This is a genomic window from Rhizobium sp. CF080, assembly GCF_000282095.2.
Classification (GTDB): Bacteria; Pseudomonadota; Alphaproteobacteria; order Rhizobiales; family Rhizobiaceae; genus Neorhizobium.
The window spans coordinates 93,659-110,287 of record NZ_AKKC02000004.1 but is presented as its reverse complement, the minus strand read 5'-3'; the positions used below and the strand labels follow the sequence as shown (position 1 = coordinate 110,287).

At 61.4% G+C, this 16,629-nt stretch carries 13 protein-coding genes; 6 read left to right on the top strand and 7 right to left on the bottom strand.

Annotated features, from left to right (window positions below; translation table 11 throughout):
- Nucleotides 1-76 precede the first annotated feature (76 nt).
- From PMI07_RS07625 to PMI07_RS07595, 6 genes are all read right to left on the bottom strand, one after another.
- A complete protein-coding gene (locus PMI07_RS07625; RefSeq protein ID WP_007754095.1) occupies nucleotides 77-406 on the bottom strand; it encodes a DUF6665 family protein in 330 nt (109 codons plus the stop codon).
- A 172-nt stretch (nucleotides 407-578) separates the two neighbouring features.
- On the bottom strand, nucleotides 579-1,994 hold the full coding sequence (gene mauJ, locus PMI07_RS07620) for a methylamine utilization protein MauJ (RefSeq protein ID WP_007754092.1): 1,416 nt from the start codon (nucleotides 1,992-1,994) through the stop codon (nucleotides 579-581).
- A gap of 185 nt (nucleotides 1,995-2,179) precedes the next feature.
- Nucleotides 2,180-3,250 (bottom strand): HlyD family secretion protein, encoded by a 1,071-nt coding sequence (locus PMI07_RS07615; protein ID WP_007754088.1) that lies wholly within the window; start codon nucleotides 3,248-3,250, stop codon nucleotides 2,180-2,182.
- A 46-nt stretch (nucleotides 3,251-3,296) separates the two neighbouring features.
- Nucleotides 3,297-5,036 (bottom strand): MFS transporter, encoded by a 1,740-nt coding sequence (locus PMI07_RS07610; RefSeq protein ID WP_007754086.1) that lies wholly within the window; start codon nucleotides 5,034-5,036, stop codon nucleotides 3,297-3,299.
- Entirely contained in the window at nucleotides 5,023-5,478 is a 456-nt protein-coding gene (locus PMI07_RS07605; RefSeq protein WP_007754080.1) for a MarR family transcriptional regulator, read from the bottom strand. Before PMI07_RS07605 ends, PMI07_RS07610 begins: the two co-directional genes overlap by 14 nt.
- 721 nt (nucleotides 5,479-6,199) lie before the next feature.
- Nucleotides 6,200-7,621: a DHA2 family efflux MFS transporter permease subunit gene (locus tag PMI07_RS07595; protein ID WP_007754076.1), complete on the bottom strand. Its 1,422-nt coding sequence runs from the start codon at nucleotides 7,619-7,621 to the stop codon at nucleotides 6,200-6,202.
- 234 nt (nucleotides 7,622-7,855) lie between these two features.
- Between PMI07_RS07595 and PMI07_RS07590 the strand changes: the two genes are divergently transcribed.
- The 6 genes from PMI07_RS07590 (at nucleotide 7,856) to PMI07_RS07565 (ending at nucleotide 16,003) form a co-directional block, all read left to right on the top strand.
- Nucleotides 7,856-8,704: an IclR family transcriptional regulator gene (locus PMI07_RS07590; RefSeq protein ID WP_245277110.1), complete on the top strand. Its 849-nt coding sequence runs from the start codon at nucleotides 7,856-7,858 to the stop codon at nucleotides 8,702-8,704.
- 144 nt (nucleotides 8,705-8,848) lie between these two features.
- Nucleotides 8,849-9,601 (top strand): gluconate 2-dehydrogenase subunit 3 family protein, encoded by a 753-nt coding sequence (locus tag PMI07_RS07585; RefSeq protein ID WP_007754072.1) that lies wholly within the window; start codon nucleotides 8,849-8,851, stop codon nucleotides 9,599-9,601.
- A 12-nt stretch (nucleotides 9,602-9,613) separates the two neighbouring features.
- On the top strand, nucleotides 9,614-11,380 hold the full coding sequence (locus tag PMI07_RS07580) for a GMC family oxidoreductase (RefSeq protein WP_007754071.1): 1,767 nt from the start codon (nucleotides 9,614-9,616) through the stop codon (nucleotides 11,378-11,380).
- The gene (locus PMI07_RS07575; RefSeq protein WP_007754070.1) at nucleotides 11,377-12,588 is read left to right on the top strand and encodes a c-type cytochrome; all 1,212 of its coding nucleotides are present in this window, start codon (nucleotides 11,377-11,379) and stop codon (nucleotides 12,586-12,588) included. Before PMI07_RS07580 ends, PMI07_RS07575 begins: the two co-directional genes overlap by 4 nt.
- 283 nt (nucleotides 12,589-12,871) lie before the next feature.
- On the top strand, nucleotides 12,872-14,107 hold the full coding sequence (gene pepT, locus PMI07_RS07570; protein WP_007754069.1) for a peptidase T: 1,236 nt from the start codon (nucleotides 12,872-12,874) through the stop codon (nucleotides 14,105-14,107).
- A 282-nt stretch (nucleotides 14,108-14,389) separates the two neighbouring features.
- Nucleotides 14,390-16,003: an ABC-F family ATP-binding cassette domain-containing protein gene (locus PMI07_RS07565; RefSeq protein WP_024163657.1), complete on the top strand. Its 1,614-nt coding sequence runs from the start codon at nucleotides 14,390-14,392 to the stop codon at nucleotides 16,001-16,003.
- On the opposite strand, the gene PMI07_RS07560 is transcribed toward PMI07_RS07565, so the two are convergent.
- The gene (locus PMI07_RS07560) at nucleotides 15,981-16,538 is read right to left on the bottom strand and encodes an isochorismatase family protein (protein ID WP_007773522.1); all 558 of its coding nucleotides are present in this window, start codon (nucleotides 16,536-16,538) and stop codon (nucleotides 15,981-15,983) included. The genes PMI07_RS07565 and PMI07_RS07560 overlap by 23 nt on opposite strands.
- Nucleotides 16,539-16,629: the final 91 nt, after the last annotated feature.

The window sequence follows — 16,629 nt, the reverse complement described above, 5'->3', positions numbered from 1 at the left end:
TCAAATCCATCTTTCAGCCGCAGCTCTTCGACAAGAGATCTGCGAGCAATTTCAAATTTCACTTAACAGCCGAATTTCATTTGCGGACCACCCCGACCCTCGAGAGGACTTCGCCCGGGATCGCATAACGTTTGATGATTTCACGATTGTTTCGAAGACCGCAAATCTCGCGCTGGATGAACAGCCCCCAGACGGCATCTGCGGCATCGTTGCGAAGGTTATCCCGCTGGGCTTCGCTGTCACGATTCGGGTTCCAGGCATTCAATGCGGCGAGCGCTTCCTCCACCTTCAATCCCTGCCGCCCGAGAGCCGCCGCGCGCTCGGACACCATCTCGTATTCGAGCACATTGAAGCCGGTATTGGTGAAACCGGGCTGATAGAACGACTGGGGAGGGCGGACGCTCATGGGGAATACCTGGAGTTTCCGGCAATGTTAGCCAATTGGTGCGGCGCGTCAAATGGGGAATGGAGGTTGTTTAAGGATTACATTTGAGCGAGGGGATATAACGGTGCTGTGGTGCGAACAGGGCTGTCTGGCGCAATGAGCGATCACTCAATCAGTCAAGGACTCCTCCTGACTAACCCGGATCATCCGTCAAATATGAGGACGAGAATTTAAACTCCTGCTTTATGAAAAAGCGGGCAAGATGCTGCAAGATTTTTGAAGCGTTCAACAGACGGCGGGATTCTTCCGCTCCATCGGGATCGGAAGGCACGTCTCGCGCGGCATGAGCAGTTGCGACACGGCAGTTTCGGTAAACATATGTTCCAACATCCACGTTTTCCGATTGTCGGTCCGCTTCAAAGGCTTTTAGCGCGCTTTCTAAGATGGATGGCTCGATGGCCGAAAAAACAGCATTGACCCAGTCAGTAACCTTCTTCCTCGTGTCGTAGCGAGTCTCAAATACGCGAAAGAAGCTAAGGACGGCATGACTCGCCAGCCCTACTGAATAAGCATTCAAGCCATCGCGGTAGTAGGCCAAGCACCGGATCAGATCTTGGTCGCTCGGAAGGGTTCGATAGAAAAGCCACTCATGCATGGTCATGAATGCCAAATCCCGCCTGGGAACCGGCACAGGAACAGGGTTGCCGGACCAGCCTTCATGCAGAGACACAGGCTGGTCACCACACCAGCTCATTACACTCAACATGCGGTTTATCAATGTGCGCGCGGCGTCTGCCGATATGCGTTCACGAGCAAGGTCAATGCTGGTGGAATGCGAATACTCTTTCGTCTTCGGGAACAGAACTAAATAGTGTCCGCCGAATTGCATTCTGGTTGGTTCTTTTGGCCATGTGACTTGCGCATCGACGCGCAAGTTCAAAAAGTGGGATGATGGACGTGCCCCGAGCCGTCGGTGAAACTCGGCCTTCTCCTCCTCGGTCTCATATTCGCGCCAATCAGTCTTGAACGGTTTGTCTAAGTGTCGCGAGATCGAGACCTGCCGTGATAGATTTCGGAAGAACCCTGACCCCAATGACCTTTCAACGGCCGTCAGCTTATCTAATCTATCGTGGTCATAACCTTCCTCTGCTCCCGGTTGGAGGAAGCTGAGCGCGTATTTTGAGACAAACGACACTATTTTTGTCTCGTCGTTATCTCTAAAACGAAGCACTGCTGCGTACTCATCGTCTCCGAAATCCTGCTCGACAGAAAGTGTGAGTCGAATGAGATCGGAATCTTCATGCCCGACAAGAGTGGCAACCGCGTCTTTTAAGGTCGCTGTGCTTCTATACGATGCTGCTAGTCCCCCAACTGGGCGCAAGTCTCCTAAAATGAGCGACGCATGGCCAGCATAACCTGGCGCCGGATGTGAGAAACCGAGGACTGCATTTGCAATCTGCGCGTTGGTTAGTCTGACGGCCGCATTCTCTCTTCCCCGAGGGAGCAGATTATGTCCTCTCAGGCTTTCGAAACGTTTTCGCGTCTGGTCGAGCGTACCACGGTCAGCAAGCCTCTCGTGAAGCCAAATCATTAGATCGCGCGCATACATTGTGCAGCTCGGTACCTAAGTCAAAATCGAATGCCTGCATCATACACTGCAGCTCATGACTGCAAAGGATCGAAAGCTGCCCCGGATTGCGCCTCCAAAACAAACGCGGCGCCAAAATGCTGAACAGGCGCGGGGCGTTCCTCGTCAGATCGCCCGAGGTCGAATTTTTAATCGCTCATCGGCGGTCAGTCGAGCTTGGCCTCGGCTAGAGCCGAGCCGCCTTGCGCGAGGTCTACGCTTGCGACCACCGACATGCCAGGGACGAGCCTGTCGGTGAGTTTCTGTTGCGGCTCGATGGCGATCCGGACCGGGATGCGCTGGGCAACCTTGGTGAAATTGCCGGTGGCGTTGTCGGCCTTGATGACCGAAAATTCCGAGCCCGTGGCAGGCGCAAAACGCTCGATCCGGCCGGTGAATTTTTCATGTCCGAGGGCATCGACCGTGAAAGTCACCTTCTGTCCTGCGGTCATGCCACCGAGTTGGGTTTCCTTGAAATTGGCGACGACCCAGACTTGGGTAGGCACGATGGAGCCGATCTGGGTACCGATCGAGACATATTGGCCGATGCGGCCGGCGATCTCGCCGAGCGTGCCGTCCTGCGGGGCGGTGATGCGGGTATTGGCAAGGTCGATCTCGGCAAGCTTCACGGCCGCCTTGGCGCTTTCGACGTTGGCTTCCAGCGACTTGCGGCTGACCACGATCGTGTTCAGGTCCTGTTCGGCGACGAGTTCGGCGGCTTCAGCCTGGTGCACGGCGGCCTGGGCCTGGTTGAAGGCGGCGCGGGTCTTTTCGGCCTCGCTCTGGGTGGCGATGTTCTTTTCGAGCAGGCTCTGGGTGCGGTCGTAGGCGGTTCTGGCGGCGTCGAAGGCGGCGTTGGCGCTTTCGACGGCAGCCTTGGCGGACTGGATCTTGGCTTCGGCCGACTTGCTGCTCTGTTCGGAATTGGAGAGCGAGGCTTCGGCGGTTGCCAGCGCTGCTTTCGCCTGTTCCAGCTTCTGGGTGTAGATGCGGTCGTCGATCCTGGCGATCAGGTCGCCCCGGCTGACGCTCTGGTAGTCCTGGACCGGCACCTCGGTGAGGTAGCCGGCAAGCTGCGGGCTGAGGATCGTCACCTGGCCGCGCACATAGGCGTCGTTGGTCGTCTCGACCGAGCCGTGGAAGGGCGGCAGGTTCCAGGCGTAGAGCACGACGACGATGCCGGCGGCGCCGATGGCAAGCGCCACATAGGTGGCGATGAAGCGGAAGATCTTGGACATGGCAGTTTCGTTTCTTGTTCTTCGTTTGGGGCTCTGCTCGGGGGCTTCAGGCGGCGGCGGGCATTGGGTTTCTGGTTGGCGAAAGCCGGTGGCGGTTGCGCCAGGCCACGTGGAGGAGAAGGCAGGCAAGCGCCGCGAGCGACAGATAGGCGGTGAGCAGGAAGGAGTCGTTGTAGGCGAGCGCGTAGGCTTGCTGCTGGACCTGCCGGGTGAAAAGGGCCGCGCCCTGCACGACTTGCTGGTTCGGGTCGGTCAGCACCTTGCCATAGGCTCCGCCGAGCTGTTTCAGGCGGTTGGCGACCAGCGGATCGGTGGAGGCAAGCTCGGAGACCAGCCGGAAGGAGTGGAACTGCTCGCGCCATTGCACGAAGGTGCCGTAGAGCGCGCTGCCGAGGTAACCGCCGATCTTCTGAGTGGCGAGGAAAACGACGATGAAGGAGAGGATGTAGCTCGGCCCGCGTTTCATCGCAGCACCCATGCCGATGGCGATCGCCGGAGGCAGGAAGAGGCCACTCGCGAAGCTCACCAGAAACTGGCTGAGATACATCTGTTCCGGTCGGGTGAGGATGGTCGACTGGCTGTCCATATAGCTGCCGACCGCGACCAACAGCAGCGAGACCGCGTGGATCGCCGATTCCCGGCCGGGCTTCATGATCATGGCGCAGATGACGCCGGAGGCGACAGCCCCTGCGAGGATGAACCAGTAGAGGCCGGCCATCTGCTCGTTCAGCATGCCGGCATTGCGCAGGAAGTTCACCGCGCCGCTGGTCTGTTCGGACAGAACGAGGCGGGACACCATCAGCGCGCCGGTGAAATGCAGAATCTCGCGGGATGTGAGCCAGCGGATGTCGACCAGATGGTTCTTGCGGTTGAGTTCGATCGCCGCAAAGATCGCCGAAGCGGCAATGCCGGCGATGATCATCCAGGCGAGCCAGTCGACCGCTGTCCACCAGTAGAGCCGGCCGACGGTGAGCACCACGGCAAAACAGCCGAGTCCGATGGCGAGGAAGACATAGCTGATGACATCGAGGCTGCTGATCACTTTCGCACGCGGCGGCGAGGCGAGCGGCAGTACGTAGACAAGCCCGAGCGATACCATGGCGAGCCCCATCTCGACGAGATAAAGCGCATGATAATCACCGATATCAAGCAGATAGGGCGAGATGAGGCCGGTCACCGGCGAGGGGAGGGCGAGCGCCGTCAGGGAAGCGCAGAGGCCGATGCTCATCTTCTTGGCCGGAGAGACCGGCTCGAGAATGTAGAGGAAACCGAGCGAGGTCATCGGTGCCGCGGCGACGCCCGCGAAGAAGCGCAGTGCCAGCGCACTCTCGTAACTGTCAGACCAGAAATGCGCCAGGCACACGAGCACATAGACGACGATCGCCACTTCGGCGAAGTTGCGGAGGCCGTATTGGGCTCGCACCTTGAAGAGCAGCAGCGTCAGGCTGGCATTCGGGAAGAGATAGGCCGCCATCAGCCAGGTGGCTTCCGTCTGGGTGAGATCCATCGGGCCGGCGATCTGCTGCAGGTTGGTTGAGATGAAGCTCATGCCGAGCCCTTGCGTTAACGCGACCAGCGTGCCGGCCAGCATATAGGCGGCGATCATCATCGACGGCTTGGGCACAAAGGTAGGCGGCGCTGCCGGTGCAGGCGTGGAGGTGGCGGGAGTGAGTTCCGGCCGTGCCTCGGCTGCCTCAACGGTTTCGGCCGGCTCCGCATTTCTGCGGAAATCCGGCCGTATGATCGTTGCTTCTTCCTGCTTTGCCGCTGCCTCACGCGGGGACATCGATGTCCTCCAGTTCGCCGATATTGGCGGTGATCCGCTCGAACAGCGCCATGGCGACTTGCACCTGGTCGGGGTCGATATCCTGGAAGATCTGCTCGCGCATGCGGTCGGCGATCGAGCGGACGAGGTCCGCCTGTTCCTCGCCATGGGCGGTCAGGAACAGAAGCTTGACGCGGCGGTCGTTGGGGTCCGGCCGGCGTTCGATCAGGCCATTTTCCTCCATGCGATCGAGTAGCCGCACCATGGTGGCTTGTTCAAGCTCCAGCTCGCAGGCCAGCTCGCTCTGGGTCATGTTCTGCTTCTTGGCGAGGCGGAACAGGGCGCGGGCGCGGGGATAGGTCAGCCCATGCGCCGTCACCTGCTGGTTGAAGGCAGTACGGATCTTGCGGCTGACCTTGGTCAGCGCTTCGAAGAATTCGGATGCGATCGGATCAGGTTTCATCGTGAGCTTAAAGTTAGCGTGCTAAGTTTTATCTATGCATTAGTTAGCGCACCAACTAATTTGTTTCAAGAGCCGGTGGGCGCCTGGCCCGGATTTTTGCGGGCGGATGACAAGGGGAGGTGGAGGGGTGCAGCGGAGTCTGTCAGTGCCGGCGCTCCGGAGCCGCCGCTCGTCGCCACGGTCAGCCATAGCTGCATTAACCTCGCATTAACCATGGCTGGCTTAGGAATGTCGGTGCGCGAATGACCTGCGCGCCTAACCTCTATGGGATCAACATGTACGTTGTATCGGTACTCGACAATGGCGACCAAAGGACATTCGTGTCCGAAAGCCTGAAAATACTAGACCGGATCGTCTACGCAACCATTTGCGGTTCTCCGAAGCAGTTCCTGCTGTCCGAGATAGTCGATATCGTCCCCGTGGACGCAAAGCCTACCAAAGCTCCAACGACACGAAACCTCGCTTCGCTGGTCCAATAGTCCCGCATGGGACTGAAAGACCGAGAGAGAAGACGATTGCGTTTCCGCCTCGGTGTTTCAGTAAGACGCGCGCCGAGGCGTTCGCAGCCATGAGCTATAGACAGCCCGGCCGAGGATACGTTCGCGCGTCTGCTCACGTTGGCTGCCACCGATCACAAAACGGGGTAGCAGCCACGGAGGGCTCGCCGGCAAAAGTCGGCGAGCTTTAAATATAGCCACGCCCAGGGTCACCGGCCGCCGCATTACTCCGCCGCATCGGCCTGTTCGGCCGCGATCGGCTCTTCCCTCACCTTCTTGTTCCGGCCCGACAGCACGTCGCCGGCCGTCTCCGACAAGCGGAAGAAGGAGAAGCAGGATGATGCCGCGATGATCGCGATGATGCTGAAGGACATCGCGAAGGCGAAGTTGGTCAGCGTCTCGGAGCCGCCGGAGAAATAATTCAGCAGCATGGCCGACATCGCGACCCCGGTGCTCTGGGCGATCCGTTGCGCCATTTGCGACAGCGACGTGGCGTGGCTCATCTCCGAGTCTTCGGTTTCCGCGAATGTCAGTGTGTTGAGCGAGGTGAACTGCAAGGCCCGGAAGAAGCCGCCGAGCAGGATGATGAGGACCATGACGACCGGCGCCGTGGCGGGCGTGAAAGTGGCGAGCAGTCCCATCGACGCGCTGGCGATCAGCGCGTTCCAGAGGAGCACGTTGCGAAAGCCGAAACGACGCAGGATACGTCTCGTCATGGTTCGCATGCCGAAGGCGCCGATTGTCGAGACGAACGTGATCGCGCCGGATTGCAGCGGCGTGTAGCGGAAAACTTCCTGCATCAGCAGCGGCAGCATGAAGGGCAGGGCGCCCATGCTGATCCGGAACAGCGAACCGCCGGTGACGCTCGAGCGGAATGTCGGATAGCGAAAGAGTTTCAGGTCAATAATGGCATTCGGCGCCTTGCGCGCATGCCGGATGTAGAGGCCGAGCAGGGAGATGCCGGCCACAGCCAGGATCAAAGCGCTCGAATTCATGCCGCGGGCGAGAGAATCGAAGCCGAAGATGACCGCGCCGATGCCGAAGCCGGTGAGAATGAAGCCCGGAAAATCAAAGGATGTGCGCTCGGTCGGCGGGATCTTGTCGATGAGCGTGAGCGTCAGGATGATCGCGACGATGCCGACCGGCAGGTTTATCCAGAAGATCCAATGCCACGAGCTGATGCCGGTGATGAAACCGCCAAGCAGCGGCCCGATCGCCGGGCCGACTACGGCTGGCATGCTCATCAGCACCATGGCGGAAACCAGTTCTTCGCGCGGGACGGAGCGCACCAGGATCAGTCGTGCCGTCGGCAGCATCAGTGCGCCGCCGAAACCCTGCAGGGCGCGGGCCGCGATCAGCATGGTAAGGGTGGTCGAGGCGGCACAGAGCAGCGAGGCGAAGGTAAACAGCGCAATCGCCGAGCAGAACACCAGCCGGGCGCCGAAACGGTCGGCGAGCCAGCCGCTCAAGGGCAGGAACACACCGAGCGACAGCACGTAGACGGTTATCGCAGAATGCAGTGCGAGCGGCGGTTCGCCGAGTGCGTCCGCAATCGTCGGCAGAGCCGTGGCGATCGCCGTCGAATCGATCTGCTGCATGATGAGGGCCGATGCGACGATCAGCGGCACGGTTTTTGGGGTATCCACTTTAGTATTCTCTTTGTTTCAAGTCTTTGTTTCGCAAGCCCGGTTCGTGGCGGGCCACCAAACCGCGCGGTCACCGATGGTGTTTCCGCTTGCTTCGGCCCTCGTCGTGTGTTCTTCTATATGGAACGACGGTCCATATACAGGATATTCCCTTGGATATTAGGCTGTCAACGGCGCTTTTGTAGTTGCCGCGCCGACGACGCGTGTTATCCGGATGGATGTCGGCAGATTGTCATGGGAGCGACAACTGAAATGAAGACCATGGGGGACATGAAGACCACTGGCACACAGGACGAGGACCAGAAGGGCCGACTCTCCTCGGTTTCGATGGCGATCCGCATCCTCAAAGCTTTCGAGGGCGACGATGCGGAGATCGGCGTCACCGAGCTTGCCCGTCGTCTGGGCATCGCCAAGAGCACTGTCCACCGGTTGGTCGTGACACTGATGGCGGAGGATTTTCTCGAGCAGAACCACGAGACCGGACGTTACCGGCTGGGGCTCGGGCTGTTCGGCCTTGGCTCGCTGGTGCGAAACCGCATGGACCTCTCCACGGAGGCGCGCACGCTGCTGATGGACCTCAGGCAGGAGACGGACGAGACGATACTGCTCGCCGTGCCGGCCGGGCCGGAGATCATGTATATACGCGTCCAGCCGTCCCGGCAGGCGGTGCGCATCAGCGCTGAGATCGGCATGCGCGCGCCCTATCATTCGACGGCCGCCGGCCGGGCGATGCTTGCCTTCCAGCCGGAAAGCCGCATTGTCGCGCTCACCGGAGCGTCCTTGCCGCCGCAGACCCCGAAAACCATCACCGATCCTGACAAGCTGCAGAAATTGCTCGGCAATATCCGCCGCCTCGGCTACGCGGTGGAAGATGAAGAGAACGAGCTCGGCATGCGCGCTATCGCCGCACCCATCCATGACGCCCAGTCGGAAGTGGTTGGCGCGGTCGCGGTCGCGGGTCCCGTCCAGCGCCTGTCGCTGAAGAATCTCAACGGTTTTGCCGAACCGCTGCTTGTCGCGGCGCGGGCGATCTCCGCTCGTCTCGGACATCGCGGCTCGCTTGGTGCCGGCGATTCCGAATGATCGCAGCCGTGACGATTTAATGTTCCGGAAGGGTTGCCGCAGATTGGGTGCGCTCTACGTGAATCGTTGAACCGTTCGGTTCGATCTCATCGGCGCACGTCGTTTTGGCGCGTCACCGACCTTTTCTCTCCGGGGAGGTCTCCTATGGAAACCCACTGTCTTAAGCGCCCCACGCGGCGCCAATTCCTTTCTTCCGTCGCTTTTACCATTTTGGCCGGCAACGCTGCGCCCGTCGTGGCGCGCAGCATTTCCGGCAGCCTGCCCTGGGAGGCGCGTTCCGCCGATCCGCCGGTGCAGGTGAAGCCTGGAGGCTGGCTGTTCTTCACGCCGGAAGAGGCGCAGACGATGGAAGCGGTCGCCGACCGGCTGGTGCCGGCGGACGATCTTTCGCTCGGCGGCAAGGATGCCGGCTGCGTCCTCTATCTCGACCGGCAGCTCGTGGGATCCTACGGCACGTCGAGCCGGCTCTATACCAAAGGCCCGTTCATGCCCGGCCTTGCGACGCAAGGCTATCAGGCGCCTGACACGCCGGCTCAGCGCTACCGATCCGGGATTGCCGCGCTGAACGCCTTCACCCGCGAAACCAAGGGCGGCAAGCGCTTCGCCGAGCTTGTGCCCGCCGACCAGGACGCGATCCTCACGGATCTCGAAGCCGGCAAGATCACCCTGCCGAACAAGGTGGATGCCAAGTCCTTTTTCAACCTGATGCTCGCCAACGTGATGGAAGGCTTTTTCGCCGACCCGATCTATGGCGGCAACAAGGACATGGCCTCGTGGAAAATGCTGGGATTCCCCGGCGCGCGATACGATTACCGCGACCACGTTTCCAAACACAACCAACCCTATCCCCTGCCTCCGGTTTCGATCGCAGGCTCGATGGAATGGATGACCAGGTAGGGACCTGAAAACATGACCACTATTCTACCCCGCAAGGACGTCGTGATCGTCGGCCTTGGCTGGACAGGCGCGATCCTGGCCCATGAACTGACCGAGGACGGGCTCGACGTCGTGGCGATCGAACGCGGTCCCTGGCGCGATACCGCCACCGATTTCAACATCGGTTACGCCCAGGACGAGCTTCGTTACGGCATCCGCCGCGACCTCTTCCTGCAGCCGGCCGTCGAAGCAATGACGATGCGCAACAGCACTTCGCAGACGGCGCTGCCGATGCGCGATTACGGCTCCTTCCTGCCCGGCAACGGAGTGGGCGGCGCCGGCGTTCACTGGAACGGCCATACCTGGCGGTTCTGGGACAGCGACTTCCAGATCGCCGACCACCTGAGGGACCGTTATGGCGCAGGGCGCATCCAGGACCTGCAATTGCAGAACTGGGGCGTGACCGGCGCCGAGATGGAAAAATCCTTCGACCGCTTCGAATACCTCGCCGGCATTTCCGGCAAGGCGGGCAATATCAACGGCCAGATCCAGGAGGGTGGCAATCCGTTCGAGGATCCGCGCTCGCGCGACTATCCCCTGCCGCCTTTGCAGATGACCTATGCCCCGACGCTGTTTGCCGAGGTGACCAAGTCGCTGAACCTCCACCCCTTCCCGACGCCGGCAGCGAACCTTTCCGAAGACTATATCAACCCGCTCGGGATCGCCATGGGCCAGTGCACCATGTGTGGTTTCTGCGAGCGCTTCGGCTGCGCCAACTATTCGAAGTCCTCGGCGCAGACGACCATCCTGCCGGTGCTGATGAAGAAGAAGAACTTCGAGGTCCGCACGGAGTCGGAAGTCCTGCATGTCGATCTCGACGCCTCCAAGAAACACGCTCGCGGCGTCACCTATGTGAACACGTCAGGCGAGGAATTCTTCCAGCCGGCCGATATGGTGCTGCTCTGCGCTTATGGCCTCCACAATGTCCGGCTGATGATGCTGTCGGGCATTGGCCAGATCTACGATCCGAATACCGGCGAGGGCACGGTCGGGCGGAACTACTGCTACCAGACCAATGCCGGCGCCCAGGTGTTCTTCGACGACAAGAACTTCAACCCGTTCGTCGCCGCTGGCGCGCTCGGCCAGACGGTGGACGACTATAACGGCGATGCTTTCGACCATGGGCCGCTCGACTTCGTCGGCGGTGCGGGCATCAACTGCATTCCCTCCAATGGCCGGCCGATTCAGACGCGCCCGACCCCGCCCGGCACGCCGCGCTGGGGCAGCGACTGGAAGAAGGCGACCGTCAAGTCCTACAAGTCGACGCTCGGCTTTTCCTCCCAAGGTTCGAGCTACCCGACCCGCGGCAATTATCTCGACCTCGATCCGACCTATACGGACCGGTTCGGGCGGCCGCTCCTGCGCTTCACCTTTGACTTCCCGGACAACGACATCCGCATGTCGAACTGGGTTTCTGACCGAATGGAGGACATCGCCAAGGCTTTCGGCGGCCGGCAATATACCAATACCCGCCGCAAGAAGGGCTGGGACTCGGTTCCCTACCAGAGCACCCACAATACCGGCGGGGCGATCATGGGCACCGACCCCAAGACCAGCGCCATCAACAAATACCTGCAGAGCTGGGATGTCGCCAACGTCTTCGTCATCGGTGCTTCCGCCTTCGCGCACAATGCCGGCAAGAACCCGACCGGCACGGTAGGGGCGCTCGCGTTCCACGCGGCGGATGCCATCCGCCAGCAATATCTCCGCAACCCGGGCCAACCTCTGGTGTCGGCATGAGCAAGCGTCTTTTCTCCCTCACCCTTGCCGCCACAACATTCTCGGCAGGTCTGGTGTTTGCCCAGGCTCCCGACCAGGCGGACGAGATCATCCGCGGCCGCTATCAGGCGATCCTCGGCGATTGCGCCGCCTGCCACACCGCGCCGGGGGCAAAACCGCTCTCGGGCGGGCTGCCGCTCGAAACGCCCTTCGGCCAGATCATTCCGCCGAACATCACGCCCGACAAGGCGTCCGGTATCGGCAACTGGACGGAGGCGGATTTCCGCAATGCCCTGAAGAACGGTATCGGCCATGACGGCAAGCGGCTCTACCCCGCCATGCCCTATCCGGCCTATACTAGGATGAGCGATAGGGACATCGGCAATCTCTGGTCCTATCTCAGGACCGTCGAACCTGTCTTCAACCCGGTCGAATCCAACCAGCTGCCATTCCCGTTCAACATCCGCCTGTCGATGATGGGCTGGAACATGCTGAACTTCACAGCCGGTGAATTCCGACCCGATCCGTCGAAATCGGCCGAATGGAACCGGGGCGCCTATATCGTCCAAGGGCCGGGTCACTGCGGCACTTGCCATTCGCCGAAAACCGTGCTCGGCGCCGATGAGACCAGCGAAGCATTGCAGGGTGGTTCGCTGCAGGGATGGTATGCGCCCAACATCACCGGCAACTCCTATATCGGGATCGGCAGCTGGAGCGAGGACGAGATCGTCCAGTACCTGAAGACCGGCACCAACGGGCATACGATCGCCTCGGGGCCGATGGCGGAGGCGATCCAGGCCTCGACCTCTCTCATGGCCGACGAGGACGTGCACGCGATCGCCACCTATCTCAAGAGCACCGAGGGCGGACCGGCACAAAAACCGCAGCCGATCCCGGCGAGCGATGCGCGCATGAAGGTGGGGGCGGCGATCTACCACGACACCTGTTCCGCTTGCCACGGCGGCGACGGCAAGGGCGCCCGCCAGCTCTTCCCGGCACTCGCGGGCAGCTCCATCGTGCAGCAACCGAGTGCGGAGACGCTGACGCGTCTGGTGCTGCAGGGCAGCCAGGCGGTGCATACGCCGCAGGCGAAAACGACGCCTTCCATGCCTTCGCTCGGCTGGCGTCTGTCCGATGAGCAGGTGGCTGCCGTGCTCACCTATGTCCGCAACAGCTGGGGGAACGCCGCGCCCTCGGTCGGGGCGTCGGATATCGGGGCGCAGAGGTAGAGGTTGGCGTTGAGGCAACAGGCGCCGGCGAGGCGCCTGTTCTTCTGGCTTTTCCGCGGACGTCGTCTTCGCCGAGTCGCGTATCAGTTCCTCATCCCTGTGCTTGTCACAAGACTCCTTCCACGCCGCAGGACACGGCGCTGCTGGATCTCCGTGACAAGCATAGGATAAGGGTAGGAGAGCTTGTCCGGCTTATCGCCACCCCCGCATTTCCCACCTTCACGCGCCCCATTCCTCTCGCTACAACTCCATTATTCCGTTCTGCAATTTGGATTTGAGAGCCATGGCCGATAGCGTTACCGATCGTTTTCTCCGTTATGTCGTCATCGATACCCAGTCCGACGCCAAGTCGCCGACCCAGCCTTCGACGATGAAGCAGAAGGATCTCGGCCGGCTGCTGGTCGAGGAAATGCTGGCGATCGGCATTACCGACGCGCATCTCGACGAGCACGGCTATATCTACGGGACGATCCCGGCGACGACCTCCAAGAACAACGTGCCGGTCATCTGCTTCTGCGCCCATATGGACACGGCACCCGATTTCTCAGGCACCAACGTCAAGCCGCAGATCGTGAAAAACTACCAGGGCGGCGATATCCAGCTCGTCGGCGACAGGAACCAGGTGATCCGGGTGTCCGAACATCCGGTGCTGAAGGACCAGATCGGCAACGACATCGTCACCTCCGACGGCACGACGCTTTTAGGCGCCGACGACAAGGCGGGCATTGCCGAGATCATGGCCGCCGCCGAGTTCTTCATCAATAACCCTGACGTCAAGCACGGCGCGATCCGCATCTTGTTCACTACCGACGAGGAGATCGGCCGCGGCGTCGACAAGGTGGACTTGAAGAAACTCGGCGCCGATTTCGGCTATACGCTGGACGGCGAGACCGCCGGCACGATCGAGGACGAGACGTTTTCGGCCGATGCGGTGGAGATCGCCATCAAGGGTGTCGCCATGCATCCGGGCTTTGCCTTCGGCAAGATGGAGAACGCCATCAAGATCGCCGGCGGCATCATCGCCAGACTGCCGAAGGACATCACGCCCGAGACCACCAAGGGCCGCGACGGCTTCATCCACCCGACCGGCATGTCCGGTGTGATGGAAAAGGCGAACCTCTCCTTCATCATTCGCGATTTCACGGAAAGCGGCCTGAAGACCAAGGAAACCCTGCTCGAGGAGATCACCAGGCAAGTCATCGCGGACTACCCAGGCTCGACCTACACCTTCACCGTCAAGGAACAGTACCGCAACATGAAGGTGGTGCTCGATCAGCATCCGGGCATCGTCGACTATGCAGTCGAGGCGATCAGCCGAGCCGGCATGACTCCGGTGCGCGGCAGCATCCGCGGCGGCACGGACGGTTCGCGCCTCTCCTTCATGGGCCTTCCTTGCGCCAACCTCTTCGCCGGCGGCCACGCCTTCCACTCACCATTGGAATTCGTCAGCAGCCAGGACATGGAACTGGCGGTGAGGACGGTGATCGAGCTTGCCAAATTGTGGGAGGAGCGGGCGTAACCGCTCTTCTGGCGCGCTGCCCAGATACACCCAAAAATGGTCAATCCGGAGCAAGGACAATAGTCGGCGGAATGTGCTTTAAAGCGCCTGAGGCATCTCCTGTTGCCTCCAGTCAACAGACAAGGAACCCTCGCACTACCCCGCGAGGGTTCTCCTTGTCAGTCTTGAACGCGCCGCATTTTCCGCATAGATAACAACCATCTGCAGCACCAACAGGATGGTGGACCATGGACCTCAACCGAAACGCAACGCCGCTTTGCCTTGCCATTCGGGAATCCGTTCATGCCTTCCATTACCCTTGCCAATCTTTCGTGGTCCACGCCTGACGGCCGGCCGCTTTTTTCCCATCTGAACCTCAGCTTCGGGCCTGAACGCGCAGGCCTTGTCGGCCGCAACGGCGTCGGCAAGACGACGCTGCTCAGGCTGATCACCGGCGAACTGACACCGTCATCGGGAACGGTCTCCGTCTCCGGCAGCGTCGACGTGCTGCGCCAGAGCGTGCAGGTCGCGCGGGGTGATACGATCGCCGACCTCTTTGGCACGCGCGATGCGCTGACCGTTCTTGTTCGTGCCGAAGCAGGCGAGGCGTCTGCCAATGAGCTGGCCAATGCCGACTGGACGCTGGAGGCGCGCATAGTCGAAGCGCTGGCGCGGGCCGGGCTCGATGCGGATGCGAAAACGCCGCTCGAAACGCTGTCGGGCGGCCAGCGCACCCGCGCAGGGCTGGCGGCGCTGATCTTCACCGAGCCGGATTTCTTGATCCTCGACGAACCCACCAACAATCTCGACCGCGACGGAAGGCGGGCGATAATCGACCTGCTGGCCGGCTGGCGGGGCGGGGCGATCATCGTCAGCCACGATCGCGAGCTTCTGGAAGCCGTCGATGCGATCGTCGAGCTGACCTCGCTCAGTGCCACTCGTTATGGCGGCAACTGGAGTCGTTACCGGGAGCGCAAGGCGTTGGAACTTGCCGCCGCCGAGCACGATCTCACTGACGCCGAAAAGCGGGTGGCGGAGGTTAACCGCACGGCACAGGAAACCGCCGAGCGCAAGGCCCGCAAGGACGGCACCGGCAAAAGGAAGGCTGCCAGGGGCGACATGCCGCGTATCATCGCCGGTGGAATGAAGCGTCGGGCGGAAAATACCAGTGGGGACAATGCCCGGCTGGCTGAGCGGCTGCGGACCCAGGCCGCTGCCGGCGTCTCCGCCGCGCGTGAAAAGATCGAGATCCTCCAGCCGCTATCCGTAACGTTGCCGCCGACCGGGCTGCCGGCAAGCCGGGTCGTGCTCAGGATCGACAACGTCACCGCCGGTTATGCGGTTGAAAAGCCGCTCCTGCGCGATCTTTCCTTCGAGATCACCGGGCCGGAACGGATCGCCGTCACCGGTCCGAACGGCTCGGGAAAAACAACGCTTCTATCCGTAATTTCGGGCAACCTGCAGCCGTTCTCGGGTACGGTGCGGGTTCCGGTCAAATCCGCCATGCTTGACCAGCGGGTGAGCCTGCTCGATCCCGCGCTCTCGATCCGGGACAATTTCCGGCGGCTCAATCCACACGCCGACGAGAATGCCTGCCGCGCGGCGCTCGCCCGCTTCATGTTCCGCGCCGAAGCCGCCTTGCAGGTGGTGGGAACGCTGTCGGGCGGGCAGATGCTGCGGGCGGGGCTCGCCTGCGTGCTTGGCGGGCCGGAGCCGCCGTCGCTGCTCATTCTCGACGAGCCGACAAACCATCTGGACATCGATTCGATCGCCGCGGTCGAAACGGGTTTGCGCGCCTATGACGGCGCGCTTCTTGTGGTCAGCCATGACGAGGTGTTTCTCGATGCGATCGGCATCGACCGGCGGCTGGAACTCGGTCCCGATGAGCGCGGCCTCAGGTGTCCTGCGAGCCGGTAAGTGCGGCTGTCGTCACCAGATTGGCACCGGCCTCGGCGAACTGGACGTTATAGCGGCGGATGATGGATGCGGCGCTCTCTTGCGGCTGATCCAGCGTGCTATGGGCGTCGGAGACCACCGTCACCTTCAGTCCGGAAGCGATTGCGCCCAGCACCGTACCGGCGATGCAGAAATCGGTCTGCGCGCCGAGGATCACCACTTCGGGCGCGCCCTGACTTTCGATCCATTTGCCGAGTTCCGGGTTGCTGAAGGAGTCCCGGACGGTTTTCGAGAAGGTCGGCTCTCCGTCACGCTGGCCGAGCGCCGGCCAGACGGGCCAGCCCGGCTCTCCCGGGGCCAGCGGATCGCCTTCCGGTCCGTCATGGCGCACGAAGGCAATCCTGCGGCCGCCGCGCCGCGCCCAGTCGATCACCTTGCGGGCGCGGTCGGTGAGGAGATCCGCCTCATGGAGAGGCGGCTCGACAAGACCGTCGAACATGTTGGTCTGCAGGTCGACGACGATGATAGGAGCCTTTTCCGCGCGTAGGTGAGACATGGCGTGACCTCCATTGACGACAGGGAATTGCCGAGTTTCACTTCGTATGGCGACAGGAATCCCCGCGCCTGCGCACGAGATCCATCATGGG

Excerpts from the sequence above, each read along its gene's own strand:
- PMI07_RS07625 (WP_007754095.1), bottom strand. The coding sequence starts at position 406 with ATGAGCGTCCGCCCTCCCCAGTCGTTCTATCAGCCCGGTTTCACCAAT.
- PMI07_RS07605 (WP_007754080.1), bottom strand. The coding sequence starts at position 5,478 with ATGAAACCTGATCCGATCGCATCCGAATTCTTCGAAGCGCTGACCAAG.
- PMI07_RS07590 (WP_245277110.1), top strand. The coding sequence starts at position 7,856 with ATGGGAGCGACAACTGAAATGAAGACCATGGGGGACATGAAGACCACT.
- PMI07_RS07610 (WP_007754086.1), bottom strand. The coding sequence starts at position 5,036 with ATGTCCCCGCGTGAGGCAGCGGCAAAGCAGGAAGAAGCAACGATCATA.
- PMI07_RS07575 (WP_007754070.1), top strand. The coding sequence starts at position 11,377 with ATGAGCAAGCGTCTTTTCTCCCTCACCCTTGCCGCCACAACATTCTCG.
- PMI07_RS07615 (WP_007754088.1), bottom strand. The coding sequence starts at position 3,250 with ATGTCCAAGATCTTCCGCTTCATCGCCACCTATGTGGCGCTTGCCATC.
- mauJ (WP_007754092.1), bottom strand. The coding sequence starts at position 1,994 with ATGTATGCGCGCGATCTAATGATTTGGCTTCACGAGAGGCTTGCTGAC.
- PMI07_RS07560 (WP_007773522.1), bottom strand. The coding sequence starts at position 16,538 with ATGTCTCACCTACGCGCGGAAAAGGCTCCTATCATCGTCGTCGACCTG.
- PMI07_RS07565 (WP_024163657.1), top strand. The coding sequence starts at position 14,390 with ATGCCTTCCATTACCCTTGCCAATCTTTCGTGGTCCACGCCTGACGGC.
- PMI07_RS07585 (WP_007754072.1), top strand. The coding sequence starts at position 8,849 with ATGGAAACCCACTGTCTTAAGCGCCCCACGCGGCGCCAATTCCTTTCT.
- pepT (WP_007754069.1), top strand. The coding sequence starts at position 12,872 with ATGGCCGATAGCGTTACCGATCGTTTTCTCCGTTATGTCGTCATCGAT.
- PMI07_RS07580 (WP_007754071.1), top strand. The coding sequence starts at position 9,614 with ATGACCACTATTCTACCCCGCAAGGACGTCGTGATCGTCGGCCTTGGC.